Genomic DNA, 15641 nt, shown 5'->3' with positions numbered 1-15641 from the left:
CATTGCTAAACGTTAAGTGTTAGGATCGACATATGCAGGCGTCTCTCGGAAGAAAAGGCGACTACTCGGTGCGGGCCTTGATCGACATAGCCCGCGGCCGCGGCGATCGTCGCAAAGCCCGGGAGATAGCCTCGGAGATGGGGATTCCGAACCGTTATCTCACTCAGATCCTCGCCAATCTGGTTCAGCACGGCCTGCTGGCGGCCGTCGCCGGCCCCAGCGGCGGGTACGTGCTGGCCCGTCCGTCCGATGAGATCTCGCTTCTCGAGATCGTGGAAGCCGCCGAAGGCCCGATCGCGCTCGATGTGTGTGTACTGCGGGGAGGGCCCTGCTCGTGGGAGACCTCCTGCCCGGTGCATATTCCCTGGGCGCGCGCCCAGAACGCCATGGCCGAGCAGCTCTCGACAACGTCTTTGGCGGATCTGGTCGGGATCGACGGAGACCTGGCTGCCGGAACTCACCAACTCCCCGAGGACACGCCACCTCACAGGATTCCAACAACCCGTCTGCCCCGGAAGCCCGGCAAGAGGGACGGATAGCAAGCCAGATTCAATCGCACATCAGAAGGCACCGGGGAGATGAGGACACTCGAGAGATCGAAGAAGGAAAGGAAGGGCATGAAACGGTCACTGAGCCTGGCCCTGATCGTCGGAGGCACCGCAGCCCTGCTGCTGCTCGGGCCCGCGGTCGGAGCTCAGGAGGAGGTCGATGGCCGGGAGGTCTTCCTCGCCAGTTGCTCGGCTTGTCACCAGGGAACCGGATTGGGCGTGAGCGGCTCATTCCCGCCGCTGGCCGGCAACGACAGGGTGCAGGACACCGCCTATCTCACATCCGTCATCTCCGAAGGCAAGTCGGGTCCGATGGATGTTCTGGGTGTCTCCTATGACGGCGAGATGCCGTCGTTTCCGGACCTCACCGCCGCGGAGATGGATGCGCTCGTCGCCTACATCCAGGCGGGCGTGTTCATTCCTGCCGAGACGGGGGGACTCGAACCCGGTGACGCTGCCAGAGGGAAGGACCTGTTCACGGGAAGCGACCGGTTGGAGAACGGGGCTCCGGCTTGTGCTTCGTGCCACACCGCAGCCGGCTTCCAGGCTCTGAACGGACCCGCCTGGGGCCCGGACCTCACAGACATTGCCAACCGCTACGGCGGCGAGGAAGCGGTGGCGGCCGCTCTGGTCAGCCCCCCTTCGGCGACCATGCAGCCTCTCTTCGCCGACAACCCGATCACCGATCAGGAGAGGGCCGACCTGGCCGCCTACTTCGCCTCCATATCGAATGTGCAGCCGTCCGGAGGACCAGACGTCCTCCTTCTGGGCGGTGCGGCCGGCGCGGTGGCGCTGTTCGCCTTGATGTTGCTTGCGCCGCGGAGTCGGCGCATGGGGTTCGCACGGCAGTTGAGGAGCCAACGATGACGACCGAATGGATAAGAGACAAAGAGGCTCCGGCCGAGCGGAAGTGGGAGGAGTTCTATCGCAACCGGTTCCAGCACGACAAGCGGGTGCGCACAACCCACGGCGTGAACTGCACCGGGTCGTGCAGCTGGGAAGTGTTCGTCAAGGACGGGATCGTCACCTGGGAGCTCCAGGCCACCGACTACCCGCAACTCGAAGACGGTCTGCCCCCCTACGAGCCGCGCGGGTGTCAACGCGGGATCAGCTTCTCCTGGTATCTCTACAGCCCGATCCGGGTCAAGTACCCCTACGGCCGCGGGGCGCTGATCGACCTCTACCGGCAAGCCAAGGCGGTCCACGGGGACCCGGTCGACGCCTGGGCGTCGATCATGGACGATCCCGAGAAACGCAAGCGCATTCAGACGGCGCGGGGCAAGGGCGGCTTCCGCCGCATGTCCTGGGACGAAGCGCTGGAGATCGCCTCTGCCTCCGTGGTGCACACGACCAAGGAACACGGACCCGACCGCGTTATCGGCTTCTCGCCGATCCCGGCCATGTCTCAGATCAGTTACGCAGCCGGGAGCCGGTTTCTGAGCCTCCTCGGCGGCGTCGTGATGAGCTTCTACGACTGGTACTGCGACCTTCCCCCTGCCTCACCGGAGATCTGGGGTGAACAGACCGATGTGCACGAGTCGGCCGACTGGTACAACTCCCGCTTCGTTGCGGTCATGGGAGCGAACCTCAACATGACGAGAACCCCCGACTGCCACTTCATCTCGGAAGTGCGTCACGCCGGGGCGAAGCTCACTGTGTTCAGCCCGGACTTCAGCCAGGTCGCCAAGTATGCGGACTGGTGGATCCCTTCGAACCCCGGACAGGACACCGCATTCTGGATGGCGGTCAACCACGTGATCCTGAAGGAGAGCTACGTGGACCGTGAGGTCCCGTACTTCCGGGACTACGTCAAGCAGTACACGGACATGCCTTTCCTGGTGGAGCTAGATGGTTCCCGACCCGGGAGCTGCCTGCGAGCGGGCCGGGTGGGCGAGTACCGCGGTTCCGAGAACTCCGACTGGAAGCTTCTCTGGTGGGATCGGATCTCCGGGCGCCCGCGCATGCCGCAGGGCACCATCGGCTACCGGTGGGCCAAAGAGGACAAGGGCAAATGGAACCTCAGCCCGGTCGACGGACTCAACGGCGAAGCACTCGATCCGGAGTTGAGCTTCCTGGAGTCGAACGACGGCACGGTCGAGATCGAGTTCGACAACTTCGCGGGCGGCGGCACCGTCCGGCGGGGCGTCCCGATCCGGTACGTGGAGACGGACCGGGGCCGGGTGGCGGTGACAACGGTCTTCGATCTGATGGTCGCCCAGTTCGGCGTCGACCGCGGTCTCGACGGCGACTATGCGGCCGACTTCAACGATCCGGAAGGTCTCTACACACCTGCCTGGCAAGAGCAGTTCACCGGCATCCACCGGGACACCGTCATTCGTTTCGCCCGCGACTGGGTGGACAACGCCGAGAAGACCAACGGCAAGAACATGATCATCATCGGCGCCGGGGCCAATCACTGGTACCACAACAATCTGCTCTATCGATCAGGCATCGTTGCCCTGATGCTGACCGGTTGCGTCGGTGTCAACGGTGGAGGCCTCGGCCACTACGTCGGACAGGAAAAGCTGGTCAACCAAGCCTCCTGGGGCGCGATCGCCTTCGGTGGCGACTGGGGAGTGGCTCCCCGCCATCAGAACACGCCTTCGTTCCACTACGTCCACAGCGACCAGTGGCGCTACGAGCGCGGCTACTCGGACTACGACACCCTCCCCGAGAACGCCACCACCGACGATCACACGATCGATCACCAGGTCCGTGCGGTCCATCGGGGCTGGCTGCCGTTCTACCCGCAGTTCAAGCAGAACTCGCTGGAACTCGTCAAGGAAGCTCAGGCGAGCGGAGCGACGACCGACGAGGAGATCATCTCCTACGTGGTGGAAGGATTGAAGAGCCGGGCGGTCGAGTTCGCCATCGACGACCCGGATGCTCCCGAGAACTGGCCGAGAACCTGGTTCATCTGGCGGGGCAACGCCATCGGAACCAGTGCCAAGGGCCACGAGTACTTCATGCGCCACTATCTGGGCACGCACTCGACGGCGGTCGCCGGGGAACTGGCCGGTGAGACCGTCTCAGAGATCAATTTCCGGGCGGATGCCCCCATCGGCAAGTTCGACCTCGTGGTCGACCTCAACTTCCGGATGGACACCAGCGCTCTCTACTCGGACATAGTGCTGCCGGCCGCCACCTGGTACGAGAAGGACGACCTCAACTCGACCGATATGCACTCCTACATCAACCCGATGCAGGCGGCGGTTCCGCCCTCCTGGGAGTCCAAGTCGGACTGGCTGATCTTCAGGTCGGTGGCCGCCAAGGTCGCCGAGCTGTCGGCCGCCCACTTCCCGGAGCCGGTCAAGGACGTCGTGATGCTCCCTCTGCAACACGACACGCCGGACGAGCTCGCTCAGCCGGAGCCGTTGGACTGGTTCAAGGGTGAGGTCGAAGCCATTCCGGGCAAGACGATGCCCAAGTTCCGGGTCGTCGAGCGCGACTACAAGAACCTGTACGAGAAGATGGTGTCGCTGGGGCGGGGTGTGGAGAAGAACGGCGTCAATGCCCACGGCCTGACCATCCCGGTCGCCGATGCCTACCAGGAACTCACCGAGCGCCAGCCGCGTGATATCCATGTGGCAGCCCTCAACGGCCGGCCCTATCCATCGCTCGAACAGGATCGGGAGGTCTGCGAAGCCATCCTGCACCTCGACCCGGCCAGCAACGGGGAACTGGCCCATCGTGCCTTCGAGGCCGAGGAGGAGAAGACCGGGCTGTCGCTCACGCACCTGTCCGACGGCCAGCGCAGCACGCGCATCCGGTTCTCGGATCTGGTCTCCCAGCCGCGGCGGGTGCTGACGACTCCAACCTGGAGCGGCAAGATCAACCACGGTCGGGCCTACAGCCCGTTCACCCTGAACGTCGAGGAACTCATCCCGTGGCGGACTATGACCGGACGTCAGCACTTCTATCTGGACCACGCGAACTACCTGGACTGGGGGGAGCATCTGCCCACGTACAAGCCGCGTCCCGATCACACGATGCTCTCGGAGACCGAGTTCAGTGCCAACGAGGCGCAGGGCCGGATGCTCAACTACATCACCCCGCACGGCAAGTGGAGCATCCACTCGACGTATTCGGAGAACATCCGTATGAAGACGCTGTCCCGCGGTGGCTATCCGGTCTGGCTGAACGACAAGGAGGCCGCCGAGATGGGGATCTCGGACAACGACTGGGTTGAACTGTTCAACGACAACGGCGTGTTCGTGCAGAGGTGCATCACTTCGGCCCGCATTCCGAAGGGAACCGTCTTCGTGTATCACGCCACCGAGCGAACCGTCGGCATCCCGATCTCGCCGCTCCGCAAGAAGCGAGCCGGTATGAACAACTCGCTGACGAGGACCCGGCTCAAACCGGTGCTGATGAGCGGCGGCTACGCCCAGTTCACCTACGCATTCAACTACTGGGGTCCGACCGGCGTGAACAGGGATACGTTCGTGTACGTCCGCCGGATCGACAAGCCGACCTACTGAGAGGAGGAGCCATGGACGTCAGAGCCCACATGAGCATGTTGTTCCACCTCGACAAGTGCATCGGATGTCACACGTGCAGTGTCGCCTGCAAGAACTTGTGGACCGACCGCAAGGGCGCCGAGTACATGTGGTGGAACAACGTGGAGACCCGTCCGGGGACCGGCTACCCGACCGGATGGGAAGACCAGGAGCACTACCGGGGAGGCTGGGAGAAGAGCTGGGTCGGGGTCGAACTGAAGTTGCACAACCGGCCGCAGGGCCTCGCCAACCTGTTCTACAACCCTGCCTTGCCGGAACTGGACGACTATTACGAGCCTTTCACCTTCCGATACGAGGACCTCTTCAGCGCACCCGAAGGGGACCATCAGCCGACCGCTGTTCCGATCTCGGCGATAACCGGCGATCCCATCGATATCGAGGCCGGCCCGAACTGGGACGACGACCTGTCGGGATCCAATATCTACGCGGCGAACGACCCGAACATGGCCGGGATTGCCACCGAGGTGCGGGAGCAGATGTCCGAGATAGAGAGGGTGGTGTTCAACTACCTTCCCCGGATCTGCAACCACTGCCTCAACCCGGCGTGTGTGGCTGCCTGCCCCAGCGGGGCAATCTACAAACGCGGCGAGGACGGGGTTGTCCTGGTCGACGAGGACAAGTGCCGGGCCTGGAGAATGTGCGTCTCCGCATGCCCCTACAAGAAGGTCTACTACAACTGGTCGACCGGCAAGTCTGAGAAGTGCATCCTGTGCTTCCCGCGGATGGAAACCGGCCAGGCCCCTGCCTGCGCACATTCGTGCGTCGGTCGAATCCGCTATATGGGGGTCCTGCTCTACGACGCCGACCTGATCCAGTGGGCGGCGGAGGGTCCGGAGGAAGAGCTATTCGATAGACAGAACGAGGTGATCCTCGACCCGTTCGATCCGGCCGTGGTCGCGGCAGCCAGGCAGAACGGACTCGACGACGGAACGATCGCGGCGGCGCAGAACTCGCCTGCCTACAAGTTCGTGAAGGAATGGAAACTGGCGTTGCCGCTGCACGCCGAATACCGGACCATTGCCATGATGTTCTACATTCCGCCGCTCTCGCCGGTGGTGTCGACCATCGAGCAGGGCCTGGTGCGGCTGGACATATCTCCGGACCAGATCGACTTCGAGCTGTTCCGGGGTCTCGAGAAGGCCCGGCTGCCGATCAAGTACCTGGCGAACCTCTTCTCGGCCGGCAACGAGGAGGTCATCGAGGGGATCCTCCGCAAGATGCTGGCGGTCCGCATATACAAACGCCGGCAGAGCGTGGAAGGCTTCATCGACGAGGCGACCGAGGCGCTGATCGAGTCGGCCGGTACCACCCCGGAGGAGATCGAAGCCATCTACCGGATGACCACCCTCCCGACGATGGAGGAGAGGTTCGTGTTCCCGCCCTATCACAGGGAGATGTCCGCGCAGACGGTGTACGGCGATCCTCTCGCCCGCAAGGGAGAGACCGGGTTCGGGTACACCGACGCACCGAAGCGAGGTGCGTGATGAGAGACTTCGAGCTTCTCGCCGCGGGTTTCGGATATCCGCACCCCGGCCGTGTCGAGGAACTCCGGTCGGCCCTCGATCAACTGGAGTCTGGAGGGGCGCGCAGGCGCTTCGGCAGGTTCGTCGAGGCGATGAGCGAGCTGACCCTGGCGGAATGGGAGGAACTCCATACCCGCACGCTCGATCTGGGCCCGCTGTTCGTTCCCTATGTCGGCTACGTGGTCTGGGGTGAGAACTACCACCGCGGTGAGTTCATGGCAGAACTGAAGGTGGCCCAGGAGACGTTCGGCGTCGACCCGTCGGGCGAACTGCCCGACCACCTGGAGCCGGTGCTGAGACTGCTGGCGGCGGCGAACCCCCTGCCGGACAAGCTGCTCGAAGTGCTCCCCGGGGCATTGGACAAGATGCGTTCGGAGCTCAGGGAGGCGGAGCGGGACAACCCCTACCGCCATCTCCTGGCGGCCATCGCCGAAATCGACGTTCCGGCGCCTATCGGAGGTGTGCAATGACTGACGGCGTCCTTCTCTTCGTAGCTCTTCCGTACGTCGCGCTGACGCTGGCAATAGTCGGCTCGGTCTACCGGCTGCGGTACCGGAAGTTCTCCGTGTCCTCGCTGTCGACCCAGTTGCTGGAGAATCGTCAGCTCTTCTGGGGTTCGGTGTCGTTCCACTGGGGGATCGTGGCGATCCTCACCGGGCATCTGCTGGTGCTGCTCGTGCCGGTCGGGTTCCAGGCCTGGAACGGTTCGCCGGTCAGGCTGTATCTGCTCGAGATCACCGGGTTCGCTCTCGGGATCTGGGCTCTCGGCGGACTGGTGGTGCTCGCTCACCGCCGCTTGACCTCGCGCCGTGTCCGCGTGGTGACCACCCGGATGGATTTCGTCGTCCTGACGCTTATCTTCGCCCAGATCGTCACAGGACTGTGGATCGCGGCCGGCTACCGGTGGGGATCCTTCTGGGGAACCGGAGTATTCGCCCCGTGGATCTGGTCGCTGTTGACACTCCGGCCCCGTCCGGAGCTGGTTGCCAACCTCCCGCTGGTCCTCCAGACGCACGTGACACTCTTCTGGCTGTTCCTGGTGGTGTTCCCGTTCACCAGGCTGGTGCACATCATCACTGTGCCGTTCCAGTATCTGCTCCGCCCCTGGCAGCTGGTCCGCTGGGTCCGCCGCGAGCGGACGGCTCCGAAACAGGAGGTTCCGGCCAGGGTCGGAACCGGGGTCTGAACCGGGCCCATCTCCTCTGTTCCGGCGGGGGCGGTGGGCTTTGGGGTGGGGGGAGTCGTGAGGTGGTGTGTCTTGCGGTGAAGCTTCTTTTTCGCGTTTTCTCCCCCGCTCCGGCGGGGGAGATCCCTGAGTCTTCGAAGGGAGAGGGGGCAAACCTCGCCCGTCACTGCCCGACACGAAACCGTGCGTTGACGTGCCTCTCACATCGATCCGGCGGCCGCCGGCAAACGGCCTCCTCCGGACCCACCGTGCTCGATCCGAGTTGGTCTTGCGGCGAAGCGAAGCATTCCCACAAACTACCTCTTGCGCTTTGCCGACCGACCGGTAAGCTGGCCCCGGCGTCGACCGGATCGCTCAAGGTCCGAGGTACGGCGCCGATTTACTTCCATGCCCATCACCTCCTTCCAACCTCCCCCGCTGCTGACGCTCGCGCGGCACGCCGTAAGGCCCGTGCTCGAGGGCGTAATCATCCCGCTGGCCCTCTTCTACGCCTTTCTGTGGCAGTCGGGAGTCTGGGGGGCGATCACAGTTGCCCTGATCTGGTCGTGGGGAGCGGTCGCCTATCGACTGGCCAAGAGGCAGCGCGTCCCCGGAATACTCATGCTCGGTGCCCTCGGCATGACCGTTCGCACCGTCCTGGCAGTGTCGACGCAGTCGGTCTTCTTCTACTTCCTGCAGCCGACACTCGGCACCGTCGTGGTGGCCGGCGCTTTTCTGCTCTCGGTTCCCGCCGGCCGGCCCCTGGCCGCCAGACTCGCCGAGGATTTCCTGCCCATGCCCGACGCCTTCCGGGAACACCCGGCCGTCCGCCGGTACTTCCTTCGGATCACGCTGCTGTGGGCGCTCGTGCAACTAGCCAACGCGGCCCTGGCGTTCTGGCTGCTCATCAGTCAGCCCGTCCCGGTGTTCCTGGCCGCCAAGACCGCCGGCAGTCTCGTGCTCACCGGTGCCGCAATTGCGGTTTCAACGGTGGTGTTCTTCCGGTCGATGCGGCGGCACGGCCTGTTGTCTATCTCACAGCCGGCCTTGCCCGCCGGCGCGCTCACCGTCTCCTGATGCATCTGGTCCGACTGATCACCCGGGACGGCGTTTCATTGCAGGGGCACTGGAGGGAAGCCTCCTCCGATCCCCGCGGAACGGCCGTGGTCATTGCCCACGGCTTCACCGCATCGAAAGACAACCCGGAGGTGGAGGAGTTCGCGCGCGGATTGGCCGAGGCCGGCCACGACGTGCTGACCTACGACTCCCGGGGACACAGGGACTCCCAGGGCCTGTGCACCCTCGGCGACAGCGAGCAGTTCGATGTTGAGGCAGCCGTGCGGGAGGCTCGCAGGCGATCCAGCAGGGTGGTGGTATTCGGTGCGTCGATGGGGGCCATTGCTGCGCTCCGGTATGCCGCCACCGACCACGGACTGGCGGGCGCGGTGAGCCTGAGCGCCCCGGCCCGCTGGCGGGTGCCGAGAAGCGCATCTGCACTCCTGGCGATACTCATGACCCGTACGAGGCTCGGCCGCTACCTGGCCGCCCGGTTCCTGCGCGTACACATCCACCCGCAGTGGACCAACCCGTCTCCACCCGAAGTCCTGGTTTCGAACATCAAGGTGCCGCTCGCAGTAGTCCACGGACAGGCCGATGCTTTCATCAGTTCCGGCGAGGCGAGAAGGCTGGCTTCCGCAGCTACGGGCCCGACCCGCCTGGAGCTCGTCCCCCGCATGGGGCACGCCTTCGACAAGCTGGGCATTTCTTCGATCAGGCGATCGATCGATTGGGTTCTGGCACTCAACCCGGCGTAGAAGCGACGCGGGGACGGGCCGCAGGCTCGCTGTGCCTGTTACCTCTCATCCCACCACCAGGCGAGGCCGGTCAGGCCCGGTCCGGAGTGCATGACCATCACGGTTCCGAAGCGCCCGATGAACTCGGTGGCGGGGGTCACCTCGGATCGGATGGTCGCCAGCAGACGGGCGGCCGTGTTCTCACCCAGAGCATGGAGGCCGGCGATGTGGAGGCGAGCCTTTCCCGGATTCGAGCTGCGCCAGATCTCCAGGAGTCGTTCGCTGGCGCCCTCGAGGCTGAGCGCCGGTCTGAGCGTGTGCACTCTCCCGTGACGGACCTCGACGATCGGTTTGACCCCCACCATGTCGCCCGCCCTGGCGGCCAGATAGGGAACGTGCCCTCCGCGGGCCAGCCAGCTCAGATCGTCGAGGCGGGCGGCCAGCCGGACCCTCCCCCCGACATGACTTGCCTCGGCGGCCACTTCGTCGACCGTCGCCCCCTCCCGGGCTGCTCTTGCCGCGGCCAGGACCACCAGCCCCTGCGCACCGGCAGCAGTACGCGAGTCATGCACCTGCACGCCGCGTCCGGACAGCCGGGCCGCGGTGCGGGCGGCGTCGAACGTGCTGGAGGCGAGTTCCCGCGCCACGGTGATGATGACCGTGCCGTCGTCGGACCCGTGCTCTTCTATGGCCTCCACGAAGTCGCCGGGTGACGGGCCGGACGTGGTGAAACCTTCGCCGATTCGTGAGACGACTTCTTCGAGGCTCAGTTGACCGTCGACGTACGGCACCTCACCCAGCGTCAGCCGTTCCGGAACGACGATGATCCCCAACTCGTCGGCCAGGGAGGGGGGAAGCGTTGCGACGCTGTCGGTGATGACGGTGACGCTCATCGGTCGTTCCCCGGGCGCCGGCGGTTCCAGTGGATGGACGGCAAGGTGTCCTGGTCGAAGATGAGCCGCAGCAGGAGGGTCTCGGACCGCCGGGAATCCGGCGGGGGCCGGTTGCCGGCCAGCCTCTTCAGCAGCATCGGGGCGACCACCGCGGCCGCGGCAATCGCGCCGTCCCGTCCCCGAGTCGCTTTGAGGGCGGGTACCAGACCGAGATAGGCAAGGAACGCACCGACGGACGTCAGTCGAACGGCCCGGCCCCCGGCGATTCCGGCGAGCAGCACCAGGCTGCCCTGCCATCCGTTGACCAGCATCGCTCCCATGGCCGGAGAGATTCCCCGTCCGCCTGCGCCGCGCAGGAAGAGCGACCAGTTGTGGCCGACCACGGCAGCCCCCCCGGCGGCCGCGGCCAGCGCCGGACGGTCCTTTCCAGCCAGGAGCGGGCCCACCGTTCCCTTGGCGACGTCGAGGATCCCGGCCGCCAGGAGAGGCTTGAGGCCGGTTTCGTAGAACAGGCCGGTGCCCGAGACCGTCCCTGTTCCCACCTCGCGGAGGTCGACACCCTTCGTGGCCCGGGCGATCAGGTTCGCGAACGGGATGGCGCCGGCCAGATAGCCGGCACCCACGACGATTTCGGGCTTGAGTTCCGGCCGCTTCGGCATGGTTTCAGCCTATCCACCTTCGACTCCGGGCGTGGTTCGACCTCGACCGGCCCCCGGTCGCCGTCCTCAGACCAGCAGCACTATTCCGATCACGAGGGCCGCGACGCCCCAAACGGTGAAGAAGACGACGGTTCCGACCTCGGTGAGAGCGCCGACGAAACCCTGGATCTTCTTCATGTTCCAGATCCGCGGCGGTTTGGCGAAGGTGACGTAGAAGACGAACAACGAGTAGAGGATGAGAACGATGCCTAGAGCTGTCATGTGCCGGAGACTATCCGGCGGCCCGCGGAACTGCCGGCCACCCCGGCGCTCGTGGCCCGGGGAGGCGTGCGGGGCCCGGGGACCTCAGTCCGCTTTGTCTTCTGCGATCGGTATCCAGACGAGCGTGTCGTCCTTGGCGAGGTTCGAGATCGTTTTCCGTGCTCCTCCGGCCGTCACCACGCTGAGCCGCCCGTTGCGCACGACGAAGACGGGACGAACTGCCGGCTCATCGGCCTCCAGATCCTCGATCGTGAAGGTATCGGAGAGCTGGGTGCGTCGCATGGTCGTACCCGCTTCGAGTTCATGGCGGAGGCGTTCGTAACCGAGGTCGTCGGCGAAGAGGGTTCTTCCACCCTGCCTGCTCGACTCGATCCCGGGAGGCAGAGGCCCCTCCGAAAGCTGGTACGTTTCGGAACCCCCGAAGAGTTCCGCGAACCTCTGACAGGCGAGCGTGTTGACCCCGTCGTTGGGTGTCAGCGCCAGCAGCCGGCCTATTCCGGTGAGCTCGAGTTCGAGATCGACGTCTTCGTGGAGGATGTTCCCGTAGAAGGTGCGATATCCGTCCATGCGCACCCGGTGTTCGTCCGAACGGTTGGTCGTGGCGACGACAACTGCAATGCCCGATTCGTGCAGCGCCTTCGCGATGGCTTGCTCGACCGGACCGGCTCCGACGATCAACACACCTTGCTGGTTGCTCTCCGCCAGGCCGAGCTTCCTCGCCAGTGGCCCTGCGCCGATTCCGTAGATGATGACGGTGGCCAGGATCACGGCGAAGGTGAGCGGCACCAGGCTCTCCGCTCCTTCGTATCCGGCGCTTTCGAGTTCGAGGGCGAACACCGAGGCGACCGAAGCTGCAACTATCCCGCGTGGTGCTACTCCTGCCAGCAGACGCCGGGCCGATTTCGGCAGTCCCGACCGCCAGGTCGACACCGCCACCGCGAGGGGCCGGGCGATGAAGACCAGCGCGAAGACCAGTCCGATGACGCCGAAGCCGATGTTCGAGAGGTCTTCGCGGGTGAGCCGGGCGGTGAGGACGATGAACAGGACTCCGATCAGAAGGACGCGGACGACCTCGGAGAAGCGGATGATCTGCTCGGTCTTGATGCGGCGGTGGTTGGCGAGATACAGTCCGAGGACGGTCGTGGCCAGCAGGCCCGACTCGTGCACCACGATGTTCGACACGGTGAAGGCGAGCAGTGCGGCGGCGAGTCCGAACAGCGAGAGAAGCTGTTCGGGCACCCAGTGCCTCCTGAGCGGAACGACGGCCGATGCTGCCACCACCGCCCCGCTCGCTACTCCGACCACGACGAAGGCCAGTACTTCGAGGAAGACGGACAGCGGCGACTCGCCGGCGAATCCGATGAGAACCACGTCGAAGGTGAGCACCGCCACCATGGCTCCGATCCCGTCGATGAAGATGCTCTCCCACTTGAGAATCGAGGAGACGGTCCTGCTGGGCCGGACGCTGCGCAGTATCGGCCCGACCACGGTGGGTCCGGAGACCACGAGAATGGAGCCGAGCAGAAAGGACCCTCCGAGACCCAGGTCGGTGAACATCACCGCCGCGGCGGCACCGATCATCCAGGTGACGACTACTCCGACCGTCACGAGCATCCAGATGACACGCTGATGGCCCTCGATCTCGCGAATCCGGAGGCTCAAGCCACCTTCGAACAGGATGATGCCGACCGCCAGCGAGACGGCGGGGGTGAGAACCTCGCCGAAGAGAGCGTCCGGGTCGATGAGCCTGAAGCCGGGCCCGACCGCGAAGCCGATGGCAATCAGGAGGAGTATCGAAGGCACATGCAAACGGCCGGCCAGCCAGGTGACGCCGACGGCGACAATCACGAGCAGTGCGATTTGAACTGAAGGGTCTTCCATGTCTTTTTCTGTCGAGTTGCGTGCAAGATAACCGTTCGGGCCGCAAACAGAGACGAAGAGTGCCGATTTGCCCCGAAAGCCGGCGATCTGTCACCCCAAGACTGCCCGGCCTAACTATCTTGGGGGTTACGCCGGTTCCGGCGGTCTGAGGAGGGAAATCATGCAGCGATATCCACTGACGGGTCGCCGCTTCCGCAAGGCGGTTCGATCATGAGCAAACCGGCGATTCTGGCGGTAGACGACGATCCGCAGGTGCTGGCCGCCGTTTCCCGCGATCTGAGGCAGCAGTACGGGGAGCACTATCGGGTTCTGCGCGCAGCATCTGGAGCCGAGGGGCTCGCAACCCTGAGCGAGTTGCAGGGACGCGGGGACGTGGTCGCCTCGTTCGTGGTCGACCAGCGCATGCCCGAGATGAGCGGCACCGAATTTCTCAAGCGGGCCATAGAACTGTTCCCGGACGCCAAGAAGGTCCTGCTCACGGCCTACGCGGATACCGAAGCCGCCATTTCTGCCATCAACGAGGTGGGCCTCGACCACTATTTGATGAAGCCGTGGGACCCTCCCGAGGAGCACCTCTATCCGGTTCTCGATGACCTGCTGGAGGACTGGCAGGCCGACGCTCCCACGCCATACGACGGAATCCGGGTCATCGGCGTTCGCTGGTCACCGGACAGCTACGACGTCAAGGACTTCCTTTCCCGCAACCAGGTGCCCTACCGGTTCCTGGATGTCGAGATCGACCCGGATGCCAGGGCGATCGTCTCGGCAAGCGACCCGGCGCCGCAGCTGCCGCTGGTGGTGTTTCCCGACGGTGAGCGACTGGAGCGCCCCGATCATCGTCTCCTGGCCGACCGTGCCGGGCTGCAGACTGAAGCGTCCACCTCTCACTACGACCTGGTCATCGTCGGGGCCGGACCGGCCGGTCTCGGCGCAGCGGTCTACGGAGCCTCGGAGGGGCTTCGCACCGCGTTGATCGAACGGCACGCAACGGGCGGTCAAGCCGGCACCTCCTCTCGTATCGAGAACTACCTGGGCTTCCCGAAGGGCATCAGCGGTGCCGATCTGGCCAGGCGGGCGACGGCGCAGGCCAAGCGTCTCGGGGCGGAGATCCTCACGGCCGTGGAGGCCACCTCCGTTCGAGTTGAGGATCCAACGAAGATCCTGACTCTGAGTAACGGGTCCGAACTCAGTTGCCGCGCCCTGCTGATCGCTACCGGCATGACCATTCGCAAACTGGAGGTCCCGGGTGCCGAGCCCCTCATCGGTGCCGGGATCTGGTACGGGGCGGCGGTCGCCGAGGCGGTCACCTATCGCGGCGAGGACGTGTTCGTGGTCGGCGGCGCCAACTCGGCCGGCCAGGCGGCCATGATGCTGTCGAAATATGCCGGAACCGTCACGGTCCTCGTGCGCGGGGCCTCACTCGAGGCCCAGATGTCTCAGTATCTGATCGATCAGATCGCGGGTACGCCGAACATCCGGGTGCTGCTCAACACCCAGATAGCCGGCGTGAGCGGCGAGGGCCGTCTCGAGGCGATCACGCTGCGCAGCCGCCTGGACGGTACCGAGCAGACGCTGGATGCCTCCGGGTTGTTCATCTTCATCGGCGCCGTCCCCCACTCGGACTTCGTCGAAGGAGTCGTGGAACGGGACAAACGGGGGTTCATCCTCACCGGAACCGATCTCATGGTCGACGGTGCCCGGCATCCGGCCTGGCCGCTGGACCGCGACCCGTTTCTGCTCGAGACGAGCGTTCCCGGCATCTTTGCCGCCGGCGACGTGCGGGCCAACGTGATCCGCCGGGTCGCCTCCGCGGTCGGCCAGGGTGCCATCGGAGTCAGTTTCATCCACAAGTACCTAGAGACGGCATGAGCACTGTCGATCAGCTGCGGGAGGTTCCGCTCTTCTCCGAGTTGCCGGTCGAGGACCTCGAGCGCCTCTGCGTTGGCACCGAGGAGGTGTCGCTGGCGGCCGGGGAGCTCTTGTTCTCTGAGGGCGACCCGGGCGATCGCGCCTATGTGGTGCTCGGCGGTCAGATCGAGATCGTCAAAGCGACCGTCGGCGGTGAGGTGCTGCTGGCCGTCCAGTCCGAGGGAGTGGTCGGAGAGATGGCGCTGCTCGAAGACGCGCCGCGCAACGCCAGTGTGCGGGCGCGCTCCGACACCAGGTTGATGGCGATCCCCAAGGACCGACTCGACGAGCTGCTCGAGTCGAGCCCCTCGGCCTCCCGGGCATTCTTCGAAGTGATGCTCGGACGGTGGCGAGACACACAGTCCAGTCTTCAGCAGTCGGAGCGGATGGCCCAACTGGGAACGCTGACGGCCGGCCTGGCCCATGAGCTCAACAACCCGGCGGCGGCGGTGAACAGCAGCGCCGGTCGGATGGCGGACGCCATGGTCCG

14 protein-coding genes are annotated in these 15641 nt (G+C 65.1%); 10 read left to right on the top strand and 4 right to left on the bottom strand.

Annotated elements, in window-relative coordinates:
* The first annotated feature begins 32 nt into the window (after positions 1-32).
* From VLT15_09840 to VLT15_09805, 8 genes are all read left to right on the top strand, one after another.
* Positions 33-539, top strand: coding sequence for an Rrf2 family transcriptional regulator (locus tag VLT15_09840; protein HSR45518.1), 507 nt, complete (start codon positions 33-35; stop codon positions 537-539).
* Between the two features lie 78 nt (positions 540-617).
* Positions 618-1415: a c-type cytochrome gene (locus VLT15_09835; protein ID HSR45517.1), complete on the top strand. Its 798-nt coding sequence runs from the start codon at positions 618-620 to the stop codon at positions 1413-1415.
* A complete protein-coding gene (locus tag VLT15_09830) occupies positions 1412-5029 on the top strand; it encodes a nitrate reductase subunit alpha (protein HSR45516.1) in 3618 nt (1205 codons plus the stop codon). The genes VLT15_09835 and VLT15_09830 overlap by 4 nt, the downstream gene beginning before the upstream one ends.
* 11 nt (positions 5030-5040) lie before the next feature.
* A complete protein-coding gene (narH, locus tag VLT15_09825) occupies positions 5041-6552 on the top strand; it encodes a nitrate reductase subunit beta (GenBank protein HSR45515.1) in 1512 nt (503 codons plus the stop codon).
* Entirely contained in the window at positions 6552-7061 is a 510-nt protein-coding gene (locus tag VLT15_09820) for a nitrate reductase (GenBank protein HSR45514.1), read from the top strand. The genes narH and VLT15_09820 overlap by 1 nt, the downstream gene beginning before the upstream one ends.
* A complete protein-coding gene (narI, locus tag VLT15_09815; protein HSR45513.1) occupies positions 7058-7777 on the top strand; it encodes a respiratory nitrate reductase subunit gamma in 720 nt (239 codons plus the stop codon). Before VLT15_09820 ends, narI begins: the two co-directional genes overlap by 4 nt.
* A gap of 387 nt (positions 7778-8164) precedes the next feature.
* Complete coding sequence (locus VLT15_09810; GenBank protein ID HSR45512.1) at positions 8165-8833, top strand: VC0807 family protein; 669 nt, start codon at positions 8165-8167, stop codon at positions 8831-8833.
* Complete coding sequence (locus VLT15_09805) at positions 8833-9570, top strand: alpha/beta fold hydrolase (GenBank protein HSR45511.1); 738 nt, start codon at positions 8833-8835, stop codon at positions 9568-9570. The genes VLT15_09810 and VLT15_09805 overlap by 1 nt, the downstream gene beginning before the upstream one ends.
* Positions 9571-9608: 38 nt before the next feature.
* Here the strand turns inward: VLT15_09805 and VLT15_09800 are convergent, their stop codons facing one another.
* The 4 genes from VLT15_09800 to VLT15_09785 all read right to left on the bottom strand — a co-directional run bounded on the left by VLT15_09800 (position 9609) and on the right by VLT15_09785 (position 13243).
* Positions 9609-10442 (bottom strand): DegV family protein, encoded by an 834-nt coding sequence (locus VLT15_09800; protein HSR45510.1) that lies wholly within the window; start codon positions 10440-10442, stop codon positions 9609-9611.
* A complete protein-coding gene (locus tag VLT15_09795; protein HSR45509.1) occupies positions 10439-11101 on the bottom strand; it encodes a glycerol-3-phosphate acyltransferase in 663 nt (220 codons plus the stop codon). Before VLT15_09795 ends, VLT15_09800 begins: the two co-directional genes overlap by 4 nt.
* 66 nt (positions 11102-11167) lie before the next feature.
* Entirely contained in the window at positions 11168-11362 is a 195-nt protein-coding gene (locus VLT15_09790) for a hypothetical protein (GenBank protein HSR45508.1), read from the bottom strand.
* A gap of 84 nt (positions 11363-11446) precedes the next feature.
* Positions 11447-13243 (bottom strand): sodium:proton antiporter, encoded by a 1797-nt coding sequence (locus VLT15_09785; GenBank protein HSR45507.1) that lies wholly within the window; start codon positions 13241-13243, stop codon positions 11447-11449.
* A gap of 210 nt (positions 13244-13453) precedes the next feature.
* On the opposite strand from VLT15_09785, the gene VLT15_09780 reads away from it, so the two are divergent.
* Positions 13454-15112: an FAD-dependent oxidoreductase gene (locus VLT15_09780; protein ID HSR45506.1), complete on the top strand. Its 1659-nt coding sequence runs from the start codon at positions 13454-13456 to the stop codon at positions 15110-15112.
* Positions 15109-15641, top strand: a 533-nt coding sequence (locus VLT15_09775; protein HSR45505.1) for a cyclic nucleotide-binding domain-containing protein, incomplete at its 3' end; no start/stop codon positions are given. The genes VLT15_09780 and VLT15_09775, both read left to right, overlap by 4 nt.

Source organism: Acidimicrobiia bacterium (genome assembly GCA_035471805.1).
Taxonomy (GTDB): domain Bacteria; phylum Actinomycetota; class Acidimicrobiia; order Spongiisociales; family JAHEDJ01; genus JAHEDJ01.
This window is presented reverse-complemented; position numbering and strand designations above follow the sequence as displayed.